Source organism: bacterium, assembly GCA_022763185.1.
Lineage (GTDB): Bacteria > Bdellovibrionota_G > JALEGL01 > JALEGL01 > JALEGL01 > JALEGL01.
Genome location: JALEGL010000009.1, coordinates 19801 through 41724 on the forward strand (window position 1 = coordinate 19801; position 21924 = coordinate 41724).

Annotated in this window: 21 protein-coding genes and 2 tRNA genes; 8 read left to right on the forward strand and 15 right to left on the reverse strand. The window is 39.4% G+C overall.

Going from position 1 to position 21924, the window contains the following annotated elements:
• Positions 1 to 3: 3 nt before the first annotated feature.
• Entirely contained in the window at positions 4 to 939 is a 936-nt protein-coding gene (locus MRY82_06140; GenBank protein MCI5072504.1) for a hypothetical protein, read from the reverse strand.
• Between the two features lie 86 nt (positions 940 to 1025).
• Positions 1026 to 2423: a hypothetical protein gene (locus MRY82_06145; protein MCI5072505.1), complete on the reverse strand. Its 1398-nt coding sequence runs from the start codon at positions 2421 to 2423 to the stop codon at positions 1026 to 1028.
• A 94-nt stretch (positions 2424 to 2517) separates the two neighbouring features.
• On the opposite strand from MRY82_06145, the gene MRY82_06150 reads away from it, so the two are divergent.
• The 5 genes from MRY82_06150 (at position 2518) to MRY82_06170 (ending at position 5317) form a co-directional block, all read left to right on the forward strand.
• Positions 2518 to 3099, forward strand: coding sequence for a hypothetical protein (locus MRY82_06150; protein ID MCI5072506.1), 582 nt, complete (start codon positions 2518 to 2520; stop codon positions 3097 to 3099).
• A gap of 98 nt (positions 3100 to 3197) precedes the next feature.
• A complete protein-coding gene (locus tag MRY82_06155; protein ID MCI5072507.1) occupies positions 3198 to 3356 on the forward strand; it encodes a hypothetical protein in 159 nt (52 codons plus the stop codon).
• 18 nt (positions 3357 to 3374) lie between these two features.
• On the forward strand, positions 3375 to 4124 hold the full coding sequence (locus tag MRY82_06160; GenBank protein ID MCI5072508.1) for a rhomboid family intramembrane serine protease: 750 nt from the start codon (positions 3375 to 3377) through the stop codon (positions 4122 to 4124).
• 69 nt (positions 4125 to 4193) lie between these two features.
• Entirely contained in the window at positions 4194 to 4742 is a 549-nt protein-coding gene (locus tag MRY82_06165; GenBank protein MCI5072509.1) for a hypothetical protein, read from the forward strand.
• A 38-nt stretch (positions 4743 to 4780) separates the two neighbouring features.
• Positions 4781 to 5317: a hypothetical protein gene (locus MRY82_06170; GenBank protein ID MCI5072510.1), complete on the forward strand. Its 537-nt coding sequence runs from the start codon at positions 4781 to 4783 to the stop codon at positions 5315 to 5317.
• 65 nt (positions 5318 to 5382) lie between these two features.
• Here the strand turns inward: MRY82_06170 and MRY82_06175 are convergent, their stop codons facing one another.
• Positions 5383 to 5742: a hypothetical protein gene (locus tag MRY82_06175; GenBank protein ID MCI5072511.1), complete on the reverse strand. Its 360-nt coding sequence runs from the start codon at positions 5740 to 5742 to the stop codon at positions 5383 to 5385.
• A 98-nt stretch (positions 5743 to 5840) separates the two neighbouring features.
• Between MRY82_06175 and mutS the strand changes: the two genes are divergently transcribed.
• Both mutS and MRY82_06185 read left to right on the forward strand, forming a co-directional pair.
• Entirely contained in the window at positions 5841 to 8453 is a 2613-nt protein-coding gene (mutS, locus tag MRY82_06180) for a DNA mismatch repair protein MutS (protein MCI5072512.1), read from the forward strand.
• Between the two features lie 124 nt (positions 8454 to 8577).
• Positions 8578 to 9987, forward strand: a complete 1410-nt coding sequence (locus tag MRY82_06185) for an N-acetylmuramoyl-L-alanine amidase (GenBank protein MCI5072513.1) — start codon at positions 8578 to 8580, stop codon at positions 9985 to 9987.
• Positions 9988 to 10050: 63 nt separating this feature from the next.
• Here the strand turns inward: MRY82_06185 and MRY82_06190 are convergent, their stop codons facing one another.
• The 10 genes from MRY82_06190 to MRY82_06235 form a co-directional block, all read right to left on the reverse strand.
• A complete protein-coding gene (locus MRY82_06190) occupies positions 10051 to 10917 on the reverse strand; it encodes an Ig-like domain-containing protein (GenBank protein ID MCI5072514.1) in 867 nt (288 codons plus the stop codon).
• Between the two features lie 242 nt (positions 10918 to 11159).
• A complete protein-coding gene (locus MRY82_06195; GenBank protein ID MCI5072515.1) occupies positions 11160 to 12056 on the reverse strand; it encodes an Ig-like domain-containing protein in 897 nt (298 codons plus the stop codon).
• Positions 12057 to 12631: 575 nt separating this feature from the next.
• Positions 12632 to 12708, reverse strand: a tRNA-Asp gene (locus tag MRY82_06200).
• A gap of 118 nt (positions 12709 to 12826) precedes the next feature.
• On the reverse strand, positions 12827 to 13591 hold the full coding sequence (locus tag MRY82_06205) for a sulfite exporter TauE/SafE family protein (GenBank protein ID MCI5072516.1): 765 nt from the start codon (positions 13589 to 13591) through the stop codon (positions 12827 to 12829).
• A 147-nt stretch (positions 13592 to 13738) separates the two neighbouring features.
• Positions 13739 to 13814, reverse strand: a tRNA-Val gene (locus tag MRY82_06210).
• A gap of 48 nt (positions 13815 to 13862) precedes the next feature.
• Complete coding sequence (locus MRY82_06215) at positions 13863 to 14030, reverse strand: hypothetical protein (protein ID MCI5072517.1); 168 nt, start codon at positions 14028 to 14030, stop codon at positions 13863 to 13865.
• The gene (locus MRY82_06220) at positions 14027 to 14278 is read right to left on the reverse strand and encodes a hypothetical protein (GenBank protein ID MCI5072518.1); all 252 of its coding nucleotides are present in this window, start codon (positions 14276 to 14278) and stop codon (positions 14027 to 14029) included. Before MRY82_06220 ends, MRY82_06215 begins: the two co-directional genes overlap by 4 nt.
• A complete protein-coding gene (locus tag MRY82_06225; GenBank protein ID MCI5072519.1) occupies positions 14232 to 15146 on the reverse strand; it encodes a hypothetical protein in 915 nt (304 codons plus the stop codon). The genes MRY82_06220 and MRY82_06225 overlap by 47 nt, the downstream gene beginning before the upstream one ends.
• A gap of 92 nt (positions 15147 to 15238) precedes the next feature.
• Positions 15239 to 17683, reverse strand: a complete 2445-nt coding sequence (gene lon, locus MRY82_06230; GenBank protein MCI5072520.1) for an endopeptidase La — start codon at positions 17681 to 17683, stop codon at positions 15239 to 15241.
• 85 nt (positions 17684 to 17768) lie between these two features.
• The gene (locus MRY82_06235) at positions 17769 to 18878 is read right to left on the reverse strand and encodes a hypothetical protein (GenBank protein ID MCI5072521.1); all 1110 of its coding nucleotides are present in this window, start codon (positions 18876 to 18878) and stop codon (positions 17769 to 17771) included.
• A 416-nt stretch (positions 18879 to 19294) separates the two neighbouring features.
• On the opposite strand from MRY82_06235, the gene MRY82_06240 reads away from it, so the two are divergent.
• Positions 19295 to 19513: a DUF2059 domain-containing protein gene (locus MRY82_06240; protein ID MCI5072522.1), complete on the forward strand. Its 219-nt coding sequence runs from the start codon at positions 19295 to 19297 to the stop codon at positions 19511 to 19513.
• Between the two features lie 21 nt (positions 19514 to 19534).
• On the opposite strand, the gene clpX is transcribed toward MRY82_06240, so the two are convergent.
• Together clpX and clpP are read right to left on the reverse strand one after the other, a co-directional pair.
• Positions 19535 to 20830 carry an ATP-dependent Clp protease ATP-binding subunit ClpX gene (gene clpX / locus MRY82_06245; GenBank protein MCI5072523.1) on the reverse strand — a complete coding sequence of 432 codons (1296 nt, stop codon included), beginning with the start codon at positions 20828 to 20830 and terminating at the stop codon, positions 19535 to 19537.
• 338 nt (positions 20831 to 21168) lie between these two features.
• Positions 21169 to 21765: an ATP-dependent Clp endopeptidase proteolytic subunit ClpP gene (gene clpP, locus MRY82_06250; protein ID MCI5072524.1), complete on the reverse strand. Its 597-nt coding sequence runs from the start codon at positions 21763 to 21765 to the stop codon at positions 21169 to 21171.
• Between the last annotated feature and the right edge of the window lie 159 nt (positions 21766 to 21924).

Genomic DNA, 21924 nt, shown 5'->3' on the forward strand with positions numbered 1-21924 from the left:
TGCTTAATCCTTATCATGTTTTTTTGTATAAACTTCACTTAAATCATTGAATGTGGAGTTTTTCATGGCTTTTTTCCAGCTTTGGCTCAAGCTTAACCCTTGCTGACTGTCTTTTTGTAAGCTTTTATAAAAATCACCGTTTTGAATGGCCGTCATGCATGCTTCAAAACTATCTTGCAGTGCTTGAGTTGGCATCATTTTTTGGGCATAAACGGCACTACCATACAGAGCCGATGGACTAATGTTTTGCATGGTTTGATAAAAGCCTTTTTGATTGAACAAGCGCATAAAAATTTCCAGCTCTTTAACACATTCCAAATAGGCCAAGTCTTTGGGAATACCTTTTTCCACCATGGTATCCACGGCCTGCATCAAAAGCTTGGGCACACCGCCACACAGCACCGCTTGCTCAGAAAAAAAATCTGCATGCACTTCGGTTTTTACATCATAAAGCAAATGCTGCTGTTTTGTGCTTCCTAAGGCTTGCGCCAAGTGCTGAATATACTCTAAATCCTCTTCAGGCTTGGCACTATGAAATACATCTAATACACAGGGCAAGGCTTGTTTGTTTTTATAACAGGCTCTCACTTCATCTGCGATCATTTTGGGGGATAACAAAAGATGAGAAACTGTTTTGGGCAATTCATCAAAGTGATACAACAGAGTTGAACCATGCGCGTAAATAATCTTGCTGCCATCAGAGAGGGTATGGTTTTTAAAAAAATCCAGCATGGCATGGTCACTGATGAGCAAAGCCACAACAGAAAACCGGTTAATTTGGCCAATGTCTTCAACAGTAAAGCCATGTTCCCTGGCTATATCCTGATTGTCACTGCTTTGCCGTAAAACAATGCTGACCTGCCAACCTGAGTCTCTCAAGTTCTGAGCCCAAACCTTGGCTTGATTGCCGTAACCAACAATAGCGATACGCTTATCCATACTTTATGCCTATCAGAGCAAAACTTGCCTTTCAAGACAAAAACACAGCACCAGTAAAGGCATAGTTTACTATCAATGTAGACAATTTATTCATCAAGAATTGTTTTAAAAAACCGTCTGAGCTGTTCGCTGCCATCTTGGTTATTCAAACCAACCATGCGTATGTAGTTTGTTTGATCAAAGTCTCGTTTGCGCCAATAAAATTCATTGCCACCGCTGCCCTCAAGAAAATTATGCGCTTGGGTTGCTCTTGATGTTTGATCGTACTGATCACCCCAAAATAAACCAGCATACATTTCTGCATGGGTAAAGCCTGTAAGTTTTTTCAGGTCCGCCCTAGGTCTAATGCCATAATTTGTTGCCGAAGCACGAAATTGATCATTATTTCTGTGCATGGTTTCCATATGTCTTTGTGTGGATTTACTGACTAAAAAAGACTCCCTGTTAAACTCTATCCAGACGCTCTCAAGCTCACTGTCCACAACACTGGAGTATAATGTGTTTGATCTATGCTCATGCCAATGTTTTACAAAAAAAGCATAGTTTAGATCAAAATAAAGCTGTGAAAGTGCCGCTCTATAAGCACTGGCCAGTTTGTATTTTTCGTCATCATCGATAAAAGATAGGTCTAAATTGCGTTGCTGGATTTCCGATTTTACAAAACTTTTTAATTGATCTTGCTTACGTTCAAAACCTTTTTGTGTAAAGCCTGCTGGCCTCACAACAGCGCTGTCAATTAAGAACTGAAACACATAATTTTCACTTGAAAACAAAAGGCTGGGTGAGTACTCAAAACTTCCAGGGATAGCCTTGATAAAGCTTAACATCAGTGGTTTATCAAGCAACTGACCAGCTTCATTTTTGGTGTACTGCGCAAAAGAAACCATAATGCTTTGCAAGCTTTCTGTTTCTTGGTTTTGATCAACATCCACTATAAAATACAAATTCAAATATTGCTTTTCATAGTGCGGACTCACAAAAGCGCGTTTAAAAACTTTACGCAGGCTATCTTTGCTATTTTTTTGTTCTGCAACTTGCTCAAAACTATTATAATGTAATTTATCTTGCCAAGACATGGTCTTGGTTTCACTGGCATCGACCGCGTCCACCACATCTACATCTCTGGTGGCATAATGGTATCTTTGATTACGCAAACTCAAGATATAATCGTATCCATTGATTTCACGACACTTTAAATACAACTCTTCTTTGTCAGATGGCTTATTTTGCTTGATCACAAAATCCAGACAGTTGCTTAAGTTTTTAAGCTTGGGCGCATAGGCCTCATACATTTCAAATTGATTATTGTTGTATCGTGTAGCCCAAGTTATGGTGTTGGCTTCACCCGTCAATGATGATGAATAAAATGTCCACCCCTCTTGTGAAGGTCTAAGCTCTTGCACACCTGTTTGCGCAAACAATGAAGACTCAATCAACATGCCAACACAAAACATCCCTAAACATAAATATTTAATTTTAATCATTTTTCCCCCGGTTTTAAATTATTCAACGCATCATAACACAGCAAAAGCACTGGTTCAAGTACAGAAACTCAGTCCTAGCCTAGGGTGTAAAAACATGTATAATATAATTGAAATGACCTTGAGAATAATTCAACACTGTATTGTATTGGCCTTTGTTGCAAGTTTTTGTCTTTTTGCACAAGATAATGAGTCCCCCCCACCTTTAAATCCTTATGACTCACCTTGGGGAGAACCTGCAAAACCGCCTTCAGGCTCAAATAACAACTCACCAGCAAACAGTCCTTTTGACCAAGATGAAGATGACAACTCTTTTATACCACCAAGCTTTGGCGGCAGTTCATCTTCAAGCAGCAATCAAACAGGCGAAGGCAAAACCAGTTTTATGTTGATTGAACCTTCCGACGTTGATCAGTGTAGGGCATGGAGCAATCAAATGTTATCCAACAAAAGTTTTCCCGATTTTAACGAATGTCAATTTAATCTAGAACGCAAATTAGAAGAGACCCGCTCTGCTATTGAACACAGCATAGACACAGTTGAGCGCTATAAACTTAAAAAAATGCTGCGTGGTAAAATGAAGAATGAAGATCGTAAAAAAAATCAGATGGATTATTCAAAATTAGAAGCACGTCTTAAAGCAGAAACAAAAAAAGGCTGCGTTTGTATAAAAAAATAGCCGCAAAAGCGATAACTCTACTTTTCTGATCCTCTTAAAAGTAAAACCATCCGCCTTGAGACTTTACAAAACCAACTGCCCAGGTAGTATACGCTCGCATGGATATTTTAAATGATATTTTTGGTATGCCTTTGTTTCCTCACATTTATGCCATCCCGTTTAGTATTATTTTGGGCATGATTTTAGGCTACAAATTAAGAGGCAACACAGAATTGTTTGAAGACGAAAATAAACGTCCCCCAAAACCCAAAATTTAAGGTATAGTTAGTAGACGAATGCGATCCCCAGCAAAAAGCAAGTTATCCTTTGGCGGCCCATTGAGCCCTATGGTCAAGACCATGATCATCATCAATGTCTTGTTTTACGTATGCAGTTTATTGGTGCGCAACAAAGGTTTTGTTGGCAGCATGAGCTATCAAATGGTTTTGGTTGAACTCTTGGGCCTTTCTCCAAACAGAGTTTTTCAAGACTTCGCGTTTTGGCAGTTTTTTTCTTATCAGTTCATGCATTTGGAGTTCTTCCATCTTTTATTTAACATGCTGGCCTTGTATTGGTTTGGCTCAGAGCTTGAGTGGACTTGGGGCAGTAAAAAGTTTTTACAGTATTATTTTTTTGCCGGAGTTGGCGCTGGCTTGGTCTCTGCTATTCTTAAAATTCCCACCATTGGCGCCTCTGGTGCAATTTTTGCGCTGCTTTTAGCCTACGGCATCATGTTCCCCAACCGAGTGCTCTACATTTATTTTGTTATTCCCATCAAAGCCAAATATGCGGTTATGGCTTTTGGCGCTTTAGAGTTCATTGCTTTGCTCAATGCTGGACCCAACAGCCGAGTTAATCACGCAGCTCACTTAAGCGGCTTGGCCTTTGGTGGACTGTGGTTTTTGTACATGCGCTACCAGCATCATGTCTATGCGCTTTGGTTACGCTTTAAACAACCAAAAAAGCGCAAAAAACCCAATCTTAAAGTCATTCGTTTTGATAAAGCGGTCAATGATGACGAAGACAGCAAACCCACCATTCATTAAGGCAATTCTTTTAGTTTGACAAAAATGATGCTATGCGCTAATTGATCCGTAAACAGAAAGGATAGGCGTATGACTTATAAACACTTACAAACTTACTTTTTACTCGGCTTTCTTACTTTAACGGCTTTGGTCCCCAACTCTTATGCTCAAATTACAGGCGACAATTATAATACTAAAAAATTAGCCCAGCACAGCAGAAATTTTGTTGCCTTACCGGATGCTATGAACGCTGCTTTGTTTTCTTTTGTTTTCGATGAATACATTAAACCTTATGATTTTAACGTTGAAAACAATACCGTATCGGCAAACTTTATGGGCTTATTATCTCATTTAGAGCTGCATAAAAACACAACCGATGCGTATTTATTAACTGAACATGAAACAAACATAGAAAACCCAAAAAATGAACATAAAGTCATCTACACACATTGGTTAAGCATCAGCGGTCGATTTGATTTAAATACACACTCTAGTTTTATCCTGTACAGTCTTGATGGTGGTTTTTCATGGTTTTTTGAACTTGATAATGAAGCTATCCCTTACCTTATAGAAAAAGAAAATAAACTGCTGCGTGTTCACGCCGCTTTAACCACTCACCTAAAAGCCCAAAAAAAATAAGACTCTCATTGCACAAATTTTAATAAGGAGAAAATTCTATGTTGAACTGGAACACAAAGAATATTTTTTTAGCTTTATCTTTACTGCTTATTTCATTTGCTCACACCGCAAATGCCCAGGTAAATATAAACGCTTTAAGCACCACAGAACTGCAAAAATATGATTCTGTATTTGTAGCTTTAACGCCAGAGATGAACCAACGCTTGCTTGATCTGATCAATAAAGAGCGTATTTCTTTTAACCCAGAGAACGACGTGCTGGCATCTTATTTAGGCATCGATTACTCCATCAGTTCAAATCGAAACTCTCAAACCAACCCGTCTTATATATTAAGCAGTTACACCCATGACAAAAGCAACCCTGATGAAAGTGATAAAGTTATCTATACCCATAAGATAAAAGTATCCAGCCTTACACCCAACCAATCCAACTCTTTGGTGACTCTGTACAGCTTAGATGATGGACATACCTGGTTTTTTAGAATCAGTGATGAGTATGTCCCCGGTGAAGAAGAAACAAAATGGCTGCTTATAAGCTCTGCAATTGTAGCAAATCTCATTGAAGCAGAAGAATGATCCTATTTTTAAACCTTTAAAAGCCATTGTTTTATTTTTTACAGCTATGGCAACCACTGTAGAGCCTAGGTCTTTTTCTTGCGAATTGTATAGAAGATAACGTGATGTGGTGGTTGCACTGATAGCTTGAGAAAAATATCAACCACCTCATTCATGACTTCATCATCTTTTGATATTGCAAGTAACGCATACCCAAGCAAACCCAATTCATACTTAGCGTCTGCAATGTCCATCATAAAAGAGCCTTGAGCAAAGCGCCATAAATCCACAGTCAAATCACTCTCTGACAGACTTAAATATAAGCCATCGTTTCCACTTGTCTTTTCTATAATTTCTTCTTTTTCAGATCTTTCAGAAAAATCTGGTTTTATTTGCGCTGGACCAGATTGAACACACTGTTGTATGCTGATATTTTTTAAACACAAAAGCCCATGACTTCAAACCATGGTATGGTTTATTTTTACGCGTACTTTAAACAAGAAAACACTAGAAAAATAAAGCGGCTTTATATACAAGAACACTTATGGCTGGCGCACAAACACCCTTGATGAAGCAATATTTGCACATTAAATCCAACTATCAAGACTGCATACTGTTCTTTAGACTGGGTGATTTTTATGAAATGTTTTTTGATGATGCGCAAAAAGCTGCGCCTATTTTGGATATTGCCCTCACCTGCAGAGACAAGAACGCCCAAGATCCTGTGCCCTTATGCGGCGTTCCCCACCATAGTGCCAACAGCTACATTGCCAAGCTTTTAGACCATGGTTTAAATGTGGCCATCTGTGAACAAGTAGAAGATGCTGCAGCAAGCAAGGGCTTGGTCAAACGCGATGTAGTTAAGGTGGTAACCCCCAGCATGCGCACAGAAAACGAAGGTTTAAGCCCCACTCAAGACAGTTATATTGCTGCCATTTGTCCTTTCACAGAACACAATCAAACACTTTATGCTCTAGCCTGGATGAACATTGCCAACGGTGATTTTGCCACCACTGTTTTAGATTCATTAACCAGCATGGAACACCAACTGTGGCAACTCAAAGCCAAAGAGATTTTAATTCCTAATAAAAATTTACCTGCAGAACTGTGCGCCTGGCAAACTGCTTTTGCAAGTGTTCAAAAAAACCTTGTTTTTCATTCAATGGAAAACTGGGTGTTTTGTGATGCTGAAAAACCTCTAGCGCACTTCTTCAAGCTAAATAACTTGCATGGCTTAGGTTTTAGCAATATTCAAGCGCAAGCTGGCAGCTGCCATGCTGTCTTGTATTATGCCAAAGACTTGCGCAAAAACAATTGTGCCCATCTGGATATCCCAAAACACCAACACAGCCAACAATCTTTGTATTTGGATAGAGTCAGCCAAAATCACTTAGACCTTTTCCCCAGTCCCCACTCATCTCAACATGATCTGTTTACCTTGCTCAATCAATGCAAAAATAAAATGGGCACACGTCTGCTCTACGCTTGGATGAGTAAACCTTTATTGGATCATGAGCAAATCCATATGCGCCTTAAAGCTGTAGCAAGTCTTTATGATAACACTCAAATTTTGCAAGAGCTGCAAAGCCTGCTTAAAGGCATTTGTGATTTAGAGCGCTTATCCAGTAAAATCATTCAACACACGATTAAACCTCTAGAGCTTACGGCAATTTTGCAAAGCTTACAGAGTATTCCACTTTTATCTGAACATTTAAACAAACTAAACCTGCAAAGCAACAGTGCTTTAAGCGTGATTAAAGAGACACTATCGCCTTGTCAGGCCATTATTGATCTTCTTGAGCAACGTTTACAAGAGGAACCGGGAAAAAGCATAGATGATGCCTGGGTCATCAAACAAGGCTTTAATCCAGAACTGGATGAACTCAGACAATTGTGCAGCAACGGCCAAGACTGGCTCAATCAGTTAGAACAACAAGAGAAAAAGCAAACCGGCATCAGCACCTTAAAAGTTAGGTTCAATAAAGTTTTTGGTTATTACATTGAGGTCAGTAAAAGTCATATCAGCAAAGTTCCCTCTCATTATGTGCGCAAGCAAACCCTGGTCAATGCTGAACGTTTTGTCACTGAAGCGCTTAAAAACTATGAAGTAAAATTGCTCAATGCTCAAGATGAACGCTTGCGTCTAGAAAAAGTGCTCTACCAGCAACTGCTCAAGGATCTTTCTCCACTTGCCCACCAACTTAAACAACAAGCCTATTTGATTGCGCAACTGGACGTTTTTGCTGCCTTTGCACAAACATCTTTAAACAACAGTTATGTTTGCCCAAACTTATGCGCCAAAGATGCGCCTCTAATTATCAAGCAAGGAAGGCATCCCATGTTGGAGCAGCATGTAGAGCCGGGCAAAAGCTTTATTGCCAACGATATTGTCTTGAATCATGATCAACAACAAATGATTATTTTAACCGGCCCCAATATGTCGGGGAAATCAACATTGATGCGGCAAACAGCTCTGATTGTTTACATGGCACATATTGGTTGCTTTGTACCGGCACAAGAGGCTAATATTCCCTACGTAGATCAAATTTTTACGCGGGTGGGCACAGGTGATGACTTGGCCCAAGGTCGCTCAACCTTTATGGTTGAAATGAATGAAACCGCCAAAATTTTACGCAATGCCAGCAAAAACTCACTGATCATTTTAGACGAAGTTGGCCGTGGGACCAGCACCTATGATGGTCTAGCTTTAGCCTGGGCGGTGTCAGAACATATTCATGATCACATTGAAGCCAAAACCTTATTTGCTACACACTACCACGAGCTAACAGAGCTGGCAGAACAAAAGGATAAGATGCAAAACTTTCACGTTGCTGCCAAACTCTGGCAGGAAAAAATTGTTTTTTTACACACTCTTAAGCCCGGACCTGCCAGCCAAAGTTATGGTTTAGAGGTAGCAAAAATGGCGGGTGTTTTAAACCCTGTCGTAGATCGTGCGCGCAATGTCCTAAACACTTTAGAGCAACAGCATATGAGCTCGCCACAAAGCAGTTTTGATTTTTCAACTCAAACTGCCAAGTCAACCCCCTCTGTATCAAGATTTGAGCAGGAACTAAAAAACACCGACCTCAACACTTTATCTGCCAAACAAGCCCTGGATCTACTGTATCAATGGCAAAAAAAATTAAATTCCCTATAGCTATACCCAAACCATAGGGAAAAACTTTGGATATATTAAACATGCTGGGTATGGCTTTATCCTGTTTTGTTTTGATAAACTTGGAAGCCTGTTTAATTTGCGCTATAATTGGCGCATGTTGGCAATGGGTAAAAATGGGATGAAACTTTTCTGCCTTGTACTGTTGATTTTAACCAATAGTCTTTTGCTTTTTGCCCAAGATAGCTCAGCAGATTTAGAAAACTTACGTGTCAAAAAAAAGCTTGGTATTGAACAGGTGGTTTTAACCTTTACCCAAGCGATTGACAGCAAAGGTCATTTTTTAAAAGCTCATGAAAACTCTCCGCATGCACGCTACTATGTTGATTTTTCTATAGCCAAGCTCAAGCAAAACTTTCCCTCACCCAATTTGGGACAGGACTTTTCCTTGATCCAAAATGTGCGCATTGCCCAAAAAGACAAACAAACCGTACGCGTTGTTTTAGACTTACCTAAAACACTGAATCAAAACAACATTGTCTTGGAACACAACCAGACTTCCACCACCATATCTTTGGCTAAAAAAGCAACCGATTTGGCCATTTTGCAATTGGAAGAATCTGGCCCCCTAAAACATGAAATTAAGAATAGCCCGTCGCCAGAGGCTAGCCAGAACACATTAAATAAGCCGGAGATAAAACCCAATAATCCAGCCAATCCTCCCATAGACATAGAAATTCCCAGCAGCCAAGAATTGGAAATTTCTCCTTCAAAAACCCAATCCAAAAAAATTGAACCCACCGTAAAAGTAGAAGAAATTATCATCAACCCCCCAAAAAATAAAAGCTCTCGTCACACCATTATTATTGATGCCGGTCATGGGGGTGAAGATTCTGGTGCGCTGGGACCCTTTTATAAAACCCATGAAAAAGATGTGACCTTGAGCATTGCCAAACGTTTGAAAAAAATTTTAGACAATGATGACAAATACAGTGTGTTGATGACGCGGGAAAAAGATACTTATTTGCATCTATGGGATAGAACTAACTTTGCCAACAAACACCAGGGTGACTTGTTTGTGTCCATTCATGCCAATGCCAACAAAAAACACACTGCCAATGGCGTAAGCACTTACTTTTTGCACAATGCTGATGATGAAGAAAGTTTGCGCGTGGCCATGCGAGAAAACGGTGAGTTGGCAGTACCCAAAAGCAAAAAAAAAACCCAAAACGATGCCTACTTTTTAGAGGTGATGAAAGCCTCCATGCTGAAGAATTTTCATACCGTTCAATCTACGGATTTAGCGCGTATTGTCCAAAACAGTTTATTCAAGCACCTGAGTCAAAACTACAGTAAAGTTTATAATAGGGGCGTTAAAAGTGCTCGCTTTTATGTTTTAACCGGTGCCAACATGCCAGCTATTTTAGTAGAAACCTCTTTTATCACCAACAAACTTGAAGAAAAGCGCCTGCGCAGCTCATCCTACCAATATCAAATTGCTTTAGCCATTTACCGCGGCATTCAAAACTATTTTAAACAGCAAGACAACAACATGAGTCATGCCAGTATGTACTAAAAAAGCCTGCTTTTTAGGCAGGCTTTTTTGGAGTGTATGTTTTTTTGGCTGAGTTAACTTTTATCAGTGACACTGGACCACAGCTTGGTACATGCCGCTGCTTTCATAAGAATCCATAAATAAACCTTCTAAATCTCTGACATAGTTTGAACCAAATCTAATTTTGTAACCCTGAATACCACCAACACTGGGCACCACAATTTTCATGATACTCATATCACCACCTTGCAGCTGAGTCATGGGGAGGTTCTGATAGTTGTTTGCAAAGTCATTAACAACTTGTACGTCCACAGTAGGTGCAAAAGCCAAGTCTTCATTGAATCTTACTTCAATATGTGCGGTATGAATCTCTTGACCAGAAGCATCAATAAAACACTGACGAATATAATTTCTTGAAATTATGTAAGGTTTCCCTGGAACGGTTACACCACCATCAGAGTTTTCAAAGCCACCGCCGGTATTGAACTTATGGCTGATGGGTGTGGTTAAGGCCATATTTAAACCCAAAGGCCTAACTGTTTGATTGACGCTAAACGTATAATCTGCTCTATCTGCCAAAGGCTGCGTTGATGGACAGGGCGTGCTTGGATTATCATCAGGGTTAATGTGAAATGTGACAATGCTCCCGGTACTGTCCACTGACAAGGTTAAACATTGTGTTAAGTTGGTGGGAATCCCGTTGATGTCTTGAGTTAAACTAAAGTTTCCTATAAGACTGCCTACATCCACAGGCATACTGAATACCGCTACAATTTGCGCTGTTTCATCGCTTGTGGTTGTGTCATAACCCGGTGTAAAGTCTACCACATAAAATTTGGAGGTATCCACAATGGGCCCCTCACCCGTGCGGGTATCATCTACCGCACAGCCGGTAAAAAGCATACCTGACAGTGCTGCAAAACTGGTTAATATAAACTTATTCATTTTCATACCTACATCTCCTTATAAGCCAATAGTCTATGCTGCTATTGAATTGTATTCTTACAAGGATTAATAAAAGCAAAGATGATGCCAAGAATCATCAATTTAACATATTGTTTTTATTGTATATTTTCAAAAACAACGTTGGGTATTTTTTAGGCACTTTGTTTTAGTTGTGACACCATGGCATAAAAATAGGCCTGGTGATGGGCATCCATAAACCAGGCCTATTAATTTGATGTACAGTCGTTTTAGAAGCAGGGCGAGATCAGTTGGAATAAGTTTCCACTCTCGTAGTCGCCAGGAACCAAATCACCATTGCCTTGCCTAACATGCAAGGTATCGCCTTGAAGATCCACCACATCGTTTCTAAAAATCTTCAGCTTATGTCCCGATAAAGCGCCACCGCTGTTAATGTGAACACCAAAGATATCCATGCGTCCTGAGTAAGCAGGCCATGTTGGGTAAGTTGGGTCGTTGGGAAAGATAGAAGAGCCAATCACACCTGTTTTTACACGCACCAAAGGCGCACGCGCAAGATCTTCATTAAAGAAAATAAACATGTAAGGTTGACCACAAATTTCATAATAGTTGACGTCAATCACGTGTGGCGGATTGGCTGGATCAGTAAAGCCAAAGCCACCTGCAGCGTCAAAATTGAAGTCGGTGTACATTCTATAGATGTTTAAAAATTTTAAGTTTTGACCTAAAGCGGAGGTAACGGTTTGAAAAAGAGTTAGCTCATATTTGGCGTTGGCCGCCAAAAGGGCTCCACCCCCATTGGGTGTGTTGATGATGAACGTGGCATTTTTACCTGAACATTGAACGGTGGTGGTGCTAGTTAAATCCGTGACGCCGCCTCCGTTGATCGTCTCTGTTAGCCTAAAACCATTTTGTAAACTAAACTGGTCACAGTTCTCGCTGAATGTTGCCGTTATATAGTTGACGCCTAAATCCGAAACATCTGTAGGCGGATTTTGGCCCATGTAGTTTGGGTAGAAATTCTCAATAACAAAGGTACTTTGTAAAGCCAAACTTTGCAAATTGACTTGTCTTTGGTTTTGAAAGTTATCCACGGGTCCACACCCATGTATAAACAAAGCTAAAATAGTCCATAAACTTGTAGATATAATGTATTTATAACGCATGATGTTATTTGTTTAGCACAGTTCCCTGGCCAGTGCAAGCGCTATTTTTATTTGCTCAGCAATTTAAGCTAAGGGTAAACTCTAAAACAGACTTTATTTTCAAAGGCTTAGGGCATTATATCTAACAAATGCGTTCATATTAAGAAACGTTTGCAAAACACGATTTGCAATCCGAATAACTTGTAAGTATTTCTTAACGGCCTTTATCTTGTGAGTAAGACTATTTTGAAAAGTGGCATGGTAAACAATTTCCCAAGGCAACCATAAAATATCAAACGAGCTCGCGAAGCGAGTTCGAGTCTCCCGCTTCGCTCTTTATTAAAAGGGAAAATCGCTTTTTAGGTATTCTTGTGAGGAACGAACTAGAATACTTTATGCAAAGCCCCCTCACCAACAAAAAACGTCGTTTTTGTTGGCTCACCCTTTGCGAAAAACTACCTCAATCAAGCGGGGTACGCCATGTTGCCAAAGGCAACATAAAATATCAAACGAGCTCGCCAAGCGAGTTCGAGTCTAAATAGCAACCAATGCTTTTTAAAACTCATGATTATAAAATGTTGAAAAATTTTGAGAAGTGGCGCGGTGTACGAGACTCGAACTCGCGACCTCCAGCGTGACAGGCTGGCATTCTAACCAACTGAACTAACACCGCGTTTAGAATAAACTTGTTTGAAACAAGTTTTTAGCTTCTAACAAGCTTTTGTAAGCAGGTCAATCATTTTCACTGATTTTTACGCATCAAGCATGCAAAAATCAATTTTAATTAAATGCTACAAATTTTTAATCAACATCCATGTGCCTAAAAAGACCAAGGCAAAAGCAAAAATAAACCGAAAGGTTTTTAAAGGGAGTTTTTTCATGGTGGCATGACCAATAAAAACACCAAGCATGGCAATGATGCTAAAGTAGATAATCAATTCTTGATAACTCTGTAAATTTAAGCTTTTTTGATACACCCAAAAGCCCAAAAAAGCATTGAAACAAATGATAAATAAAGATGTTCCTACGGCATGCTTATGCTCTAGCCCAACCAATAAAACCAAAGCCGGCACAATCAAAAAACCACCACCAACCCCCAAAACACCGGTCAATACACCAATGATCATGGAGTAGAAAAAGCTGGTGGCAACTTTATGCTGTCCTTGCAATTGAACATTTCCAGCTGATTTAGCTCTAAACATTTTGTAAGCGGCAAAAAAGACAATGGCCACAAAAATATTAACCTGCATTGTTTGCGACATCACAAGACCCATACGGGCACCAAGATAGGTCCCCAACATGGAGCCCGGAATAAAACTCAAGGCGGCTGTCCAGTCGATATGCTTATCTTTAATATTTAAAATACTGCCAAAAACAGCATTAATCCCAACCACTGCAAGACTCGCCATGACTGCTAACTTACTATTAAGATGAAAAATATGCATAAAAATGGGGACCGTCAATAAAGAGCCCCCACTGCCCATCAAGCCCATACATAAACCGGTTAACAATGCTAAAACGGGCATTGGCCCCATCAATAAATCCCAATTTATCATGAAGCCTTTATTATCTGTCTTAAGTCTGAAAGTACATTTTCTAGCTATTTATTTTATTAGAAAATTTCTCATTCTAAGCCAAGAACTATGTTCAAACCTTCAAAACCTGTACATAAAAAAAAATCACCCTTCGGGTGATGTTTTTTATGGTGGGCGGTGAGGGGCTCGAACCCCCGACCCTCTGCGTGTAAAGCAGATGCTCTCCCAGCTGAGCTAACCGCCCATTTTGACCAAATGGAATGCTATAGCTAGCAAATCATTGCCAAAAGGTCTACATTTTTTTTAGTGCTTCAGCACTAAAACTAAGAACGGCCCCTGATGCTTGTTGATACGCACTTTCCGTCAGATTTACCATATGGGATATTTTGTTGATATAGCCTAAAAGCTCTGAGCTCAGATCTTCTTTGGCAATACTTGTATTCTCCTTTTTTTCTGTCATAAAACATATCTATAGTTACATGCTTCAAGATAACTTAAGTCAGTTTGTTCATGAATCAGTCCTATTGCATGTTCAGCAATGATATATTCGGCATAAAGTAAATTTTGATAACGACGATCATTCATGGCTATTTCGTCCACGAAAAATTTGGTTCCATCCATGATAGATACAATATTTTTTTGGGCTTTTTTTAATTTTTCCTCATCTGCTTGCGGCAATAAATTCTTTTTGAGTTTTGATATGACCATCTGGAGCCTTTAAATACACATGATATTCAAACACAACATGCTGGCAATCTTCTACGTATTCTGCCAAAGCGCTAGGGTTGCATCGATTGTAAGTATATAGACTTTTATCAGAATTACAGATGATGAAAGTACTGTCTTCCTCTAACGCTACCATAAAACAGTCCCCCAATTCAGGCTCTATACGATGTGTAATTTCATTTGGATTTTGCTTGCACGCATCTCCTAGATTGCTGGCAAACTGAAAAATCTGATCATACGTCATTTTTATTCTCTTTGCTGACCCAAGATCTAAATCATAATGATCTTTTAGTTCTTTTCTTGGAGTAACCAAGCGCGGCATGCCGTATATACTTGAATAGGTAAACATATTGTTATCAAAAAATTTCGTATTACCAACACTATCTATATTTTCCCACCAAGTTCTTTGATGTTCAAACATGGCCCACTGTGACTCTTGAATTGTGGCTCTTCTAATCTCTAGATAATGCGATAAATCATCACTAGCTCGCAACTGCATTCTAAATGTAGTTGGACTTTCTACTTCTCTAAAAAAACCAAGATAGCTTACCGGTGGAAAATTCTGAGCCAAAGATACTCTAAAGCCACCACTGGTTGGTTTTTCATTTACAGTTGCAATAAAAAGCCATGAAGTTTCTAAGAGTTGGTCTTTATTGAGCTTTTGCCTAATTTCTGGCTGATCATGATGCTCATTTAAATACTCAATTAATTGCTCAAGGTAGGGTTTTCTGAACGATAAAAGCGCCTGCCATTGCTCTGAAGGACTTTGATATCGGTAAGACTCCAATCTTTTTTCATCTTCACTATTAGATTGTGCAAAAAGTGTTGTAGATAGACATACAACGAACATGCATAAATTATAGAAAGCCTGTCGCATCACCAACGCAAAATACAACACTTTGCATCATTAATCAAGTCAAGATATAGCCTCGATCACCGCGGTTAATGCACAGGTTTGTTCTCTGCATCTTGCACATCTTTTTCAAATATGGGCGGCAAAAAGCTTTCGATGTTGCTTAAAAAGTCGCTTTTATTGCTTTCATCCAAAGCCAAAGCCTCTTTAAGCACATCATCGGCATGCTCCATAGGATACACGGTCAGCTCTTTTAAAACATTCTTAGGAATATCTTTAAGATCTTTTTCATTCTCTTTAGGAATAATAATGGTTTTTATCCCACCTCTGTGCGCTGCCAGTATTTTTTCTTTTAATCCTCCTATGGGCAAGACTCTACCGGCAATGGTTATTTCACCAGTCATGGCCACATCATTTCTTACCGGTACATGAAGCAAGGCAGATGCCAATGAGGTTGCCATGGTAATTCCTGCTGACGGTCCATCTTTAGGTATAGCACCTTCAGGGACGTGGACATGAATATCAATCTTGGAATAGAAATCATCTCGCAAACCAAAGGCCTTGGCCCGAGAGCGCACATAAGACAAAGCCGCATGCGCAGATTCTTTCATAACATCCCCCAATTTACCGGTCATGGTCAACTTACCATTACCTGGCATAATCGTGGCTTCTATATCCAATAAATCTCCACCCAGTTCAGTCCAAGCCAAACCAATGGTTCTGCCAACGGTTTTTATCTGATGGGCTTTGCCGTACTTAAACTTTTCTACACCTAAATATTTACCAACATTGCTGGCGGTTAAAGTTCTGTGATGCTCTTTGCCTTTTTCAACCACTTCTTTAGCAATTTTTCTACACAAAGACGCCAGTTCTCTTTCTAAATTACGCACCCCGGCTTCTTTGGTATAGCGACGAATCACCTTACGAATGGCGTTGTCATTAAAACTAATGTTTTGATCACTTAAGCCGTTGGCTTCTTTTTGTTTGTCCACCAAATACTGCTTGGCAATATTTAGCTTTTCATCTTCAGTGTAACCGGCCAATGAAATGATTTCCATTCTGTCCAGCAAAGGTCTGGGAATGGTATGCAAAGAGTTGGCTGTGGCCAAAAATGTTACCTTGGATAAATCATAATCCAAGTCCATATAGTGATCACTAAACGTTGCATTTTGTTCCGGGTCCAAAACTTCTAACATGGCGCTGGATGGATCACCTCTGAAATCCGAAGACATTTTATCAATTTCATCTATCAAAAACACAGGATTGCTGGTACCGGCTTTTTTTAAGGATTGGATCAATTTACCCGGCATGGCTCCAATATAAGTACGCCGGTGCCCTCTGATTTCAGCTTCATCGCGTAAACCACCCACAGAAATTCTAACAAACTTCCGGCCCATGGCTGAAGCAATGGAGCGTGCCAAAGAGGTTTTACCCACACCCGGAGGACCTACAAAACAAAGAATAGGCCCTTTGATTTTTTTGACCAGCTTTTGTACGGCCAAGTACTCTAAAATTCTTTTTTTTACTTTTTCTAAACCAAAGTGGTCTTTGTCTAAAATATGCTGCGCAGCTTGCAGATCCAACTTGTCTTCAGAGTAGTTGTACCAAGGCAGATCCAAGATCCAGTCAATGTAATTGCGCACCACGGTTGCTTCTGCCGCCATCGGTGACATCATTTTAAGCTTTTTAAACTCTTTTTTAACTTTATCTTCTGCTTCTTTGCTGAGCTTTTTATTTTTGATGCGCTTTTCCAGCTCATCCATCTCAGCTTTAAACTCATCTTTTTCACCCAGCTCTTTTTGAATCGCATTCATGCGTTCATTGAGATAATAATCTTTCTGGGTTTTTTCCATTTGTTTTTTAACCCGAGATTGTATTTTTTTCTCAACTTGCAAAATTTCAATTTCAGATTGCATCAAGGTATACAGTTTTTCCAAGCGGGCTTTGGCATCGGTAATCTCTAAAACCTCTTGTTTGTCTTCTTGTTTCAACGTCAAGTGCGCGGCGATGGTATCGGCCAACCGTGAGGGTTCATCAATGGCAGCCACACTCATCAACATTTCAGGCGGAATTTTTTTATTGAGTTTGATATAGGCTTCAAAGGTTGTGTGCACTGTACGCATCAAGGCTTCAACTTCTACAGAGCTGCCCTTATCTTCACCAACTTCATCAATGCTGCACATGTAAAATTTTTCACTTTGCTCATAGGCATGAATTTTGGCACGCTTTTTACCTTCAACTAAAACTTTAACTGTGCCATCGGGCAATTTGAGCATTTGAATAATGTTTCCCAATGTTCCCATGTTGTAGATATCTTCGGGCTTTGGGTCATTGTTTTTAGAGCTTTTTTGCGCGCACAACAATAAATCTTTTTCAGAGGCCATCGCATGCTCTAAGGCCGCAACCGATTTTTTACGACCCACATACAAAGGCACCACCATGTGTGGGAATACAATAATATCTCTTAACGGTAAAAGCGGTAGTTTACGCTTGTTTTTTGCCGTTTTCGCTTTTTCATCTTGATCAAATAACATTCAATTCTCCTTCGTTGACTTTTTATTATAATCACTATGGAGAACTTGGCAATAGGCAAAGGTGATGCCAAAACCTATCTTTTTATTAATCTTTCATACGGCAAACAACGCCCAATTTCTTAGATTTTAACTTACCGTTGATATCACCATCTGCAAGGTTAAAGACATAAGCTTTATAACCATTTTTGTACGGCACATCTAATGATGACCACAAGGATAGATCATACAATGATTGTCCTTTATAGGTTTCTAGCGTGTAATAGAACTCAACTTTACTCGCTGAAGATTCGGTGGTTTTGCTCATCACAGCCATTTTAAACTGTCGGTAAGGATTATCAAACACCGTAACTCCACCAGCATTGTAAAATTCAGCCAACTCCAAAATGGTGGGTAAGCCTGCATATTCTTGCTCACAGTATTTCTTTGCTTGCATGTAATTCATCATACAGGGTTCTCCCATGGCATTTTCAGAACATTGATTCTTGTTCTTCTCATTTTTTTTAATGACTTCACTGAGAAGTGTTAAGCTGGCACTTTCTTTTTGTTCCAGATAAATTGCAATGACTGTATCTTCTTGCGATTGTTTTAAAAGAGGTAAAATATTTTCTGAAACTTGTTCTTCTTGTGCAAAAACCACATGGCCCAAGTTGAATAAAGCTTCATTGATAGAATCATTACTGTTTTGACTTGCAAACAAGCTTAAGCTTGGGTTTTCAATTTTTTTTATCTGCTCAATCTTTTTTTTATCATCCCAAACTTTTTCCACCACGGATAAATCAAAACGACAGACTTGCGCTTCTGTCTCTCCTGAAGCTTGTCCTTCAACCCTAAAATAAATGGGCGTTGTATATGCCAGCTCTAACTCTTTATTGTGATTCACCAGACCCAAATTCAATGTGTGATGCTGACCTTCATGTTCAAAAGAAATGTCGTACTTCATTTCTAAAATGTGAACATCTTGACCATCATCAGAACTGGTTTGATTTAACATAATGCTTAAATGATCGGCTTGATTATAAAATGCTTGTTCAAGGTATGGGTATGCACCCTCTGCCACCAACATGCTTTTTACATCATGCATTCTTTTTTCCAATACTCGATAAATATCACTGCTGTAATGTTCCACAGAACAGTTGCTCTGAGCATAACTAATAAGGATAGGCATCAAAATAAATAATATAGATAGTTTTTTCATGATTTCCCCTTTCAAAGAACAAACTAAAACGATTTGCACAGTTTGCTCAATAGCAAGCAAGGTATCAATAAAAAATGCAGCGTGTCAAACACTAAATACCTTATGGCAAAGGAGTAAAAAACCAGCCACAATATTAAAATATGCCTTGTATTTTTAAGATCTCTAACGTAGAGCATGTCAATGAGCTTAAATTACAAGTTTACTTTAATTTTTCTGAGTCTTTTTACAAGCCTAGCTTTAGCAAACTCACCAGTAAGCGAAAACAAATAAAAAAATATTCATGAACTTTTAAAACAAACCAACGCCATTGGCATGGGCAAGCAGTTTGCTCAACAAATATTTGCTTTGCTAAAAACGCAATTGCCTGAAGATAAACAACAATGCTTTAAAAATGCTACCTGGCTGTTGAATTACAAATGAGCAATAATAAATTTACCGAAATGTTAGTCCCTGTATACGCCAAACATTTTACCGATAAAGACATTGACGGCCTGATTAAGTTTTACAAAACCCCTTTAGGAAAAAAACTTCTAGAAAAACAACCTCTCATCATGCAAGATTCCTTAATTGTAGGCCAGCAATGGGGACAAGAAATAAACACCTTATTGGAAAAAGAATTGATAAAGTGTAAATAAAATGTACTTTATTATAAGGCCTTAAGCGCTTTCTGCTTCTGGTTCTTTGTTTTCTGCTGCTTCAGCTTTTTCATCTTCTTCAGTTTTATACACCAAGATGGGTTTTTCTTTTTTCAGAACCACGTCTTCAGTGATATGACACTCTTTGATGCTATCGTCTGATGGAATATCATACATGATATCCAACATGATGTTTTCCATGATAGAGCGTAAGCCTCTGGCGCCAGTTTTGCGTTTGATGGTTTCACGGGCAATGGCAATAATTGCCTCTTTGCTAAACTCTAGTTTCACTTTTTCAAAATCAAATAGTTTTTGGTACTGCTTGATCAAAGCATTTTTGGGCTCGGTTAAAATCTGCAATAAAGCATCTTCATCCAACTCGCCTAACGTAGCCAACACTGGCAAACGACCAATAAACTCTGGAATCAAACCAAATTTCAGCAAATCTTCTGGCTCAGATTTGGTCAACAAATCACCGGTTTTATGCTTTTTCTTGGAATCAATCTTTGCACCAAAACCAATACTGCGTTCATGCAACCTGGACTCAACAATTTTTTCCAAGCCTACAAATGCACCGCCACAGATAAATAAAATATTAGAGGTATCCACTTGCAAAAACTCCTGCTGAGGATGTTTACGCCCACCTTTGGGGGGGACATTGGCCATGGTTCCTTCAATAATTTTTAACAAAGCTTGCTGTACGCCTTCACCCGACACATCTCTGGTGATAGAAGGGTTGTCCGACTTACGAGAAATTTTATCAATTTCATCAATATAAGCAATGCCCCGTTGGGCACGCTCCACATCATAATCTGCATTTTGTAAAAGATTGAGAATAATGTTTTCTACATCTTCACCCACATAACCGGCTTCGGTTAAGGTTGTGGCATCCACAATGGTAAACGGTACATTGAGAATTTTAGCCAAAGTTTGCGCCAGCAAGGTTTTACCGGTCCCGGTGGGTCCCACCAGCAAAATGTTGGATTTTTGTAACTCAACATCGCTTTTGCCCATGGTTTTTGATTCAATGCGTTTGTAGTGATTGTACACCGCCACGGACAACATTTTTTTGGCGTCATCTTGGCCAATCACGTACTCATCCAAAATGGCTTTAATTTCTTTGGGCTTGGGGACTTTGGCTTCCGCCAAGACTTGCTCTTGATCACGTTCATTTTCTTCTAAAATGATATCATTGCACAGCTCAATGCATTCATCACAGATATAAACTGTGGGTCCTGCAATGAGTTTTTTCACTTCTTTTTGACTTTTACCGCAAAAAGAACAACTTAAATTATGACCATCATTTTTTTCCATCATCAATCCTTTTATTACTTATTTAAGGGGGCCCTTCCCCTTCTTGACCCATAAACGCAGCTTTGGACCAATTTAAGGCTTTACTCGTGAAGATCAAGGTTTAGTCTTGCAATCAGCCAGCATAAAGAATGCCGCACTTATGCGGCCTTCACACCCTGATACGAACCAGTATAAAACCTCTTCTCCCAGATAACCTAGCTTAAGCTAAGCTATTAATCTTACTATACTTTCTAACCTTTATTATAACGGCATTGGCCGATCGCACAAAGGTATTTTTTAAATTTACCTGCTCTGGTACCCAAAGGCACCGGCTACCTTTGGGTACCCATGCACTATTTATTTTAAGCTTTTTTAAGCTTTTGGCTTTCTACAATTTCATCAATCAAACCATAATCTTTGGCCATTTGTGCGGTCATGTAGTTGTCACGGTCTGAATCTTTTTCAACCTGGTCTTTTTCTTGACCCGTATGAAAGGCCAATATGCCATTGAGTTCTTCACGCAAGCGTAAGATTTCTTTGGCTTGAATATCAATATCGCTGGCTTGGCCACGAAAGCCGCCTAAAGGCTGGTGAATCATTACTCTGGCATGCGGCAAAGCATAACGTTTGCCTTTTTGTCCAGCGGCCAACAATACACTGGCCATAGACGCTGCCATCCCCATGCAAAACGTGGAGACCGGACAACGAATGTGCTGCATGGTATCGTAAATGGCCATGCCAGAATAAATTACGCCGCCTGGCGAGTTGATGTACAAGAAAATTTCTTTGTCTGGATCTTCTGACTCTAAAAACAAAAGCTGGGCCACCACCAAGTTGGCGACATCATCATTGATTTCAGAGTTTAAAAAGATAATTCTGTCTTTAAGCAAACGACTGTAAATATCATACGAACGCTCACCTCTATGGGTTTGCTCAACAACCATTGGAATTAAGGGCATACATCAAATCCTCTCATAAAATAAAAATTAGTCTTATCACAATTATAGCATGCGCAAAAAAAAAGCCCTAAGAAAGCCTGCGGCCTAACCATTTTTAATTTAAACATAAAGCCCCAACCCTTCTAACAAGCATTCTTTAAGTAGGTTTATTTGCAGATA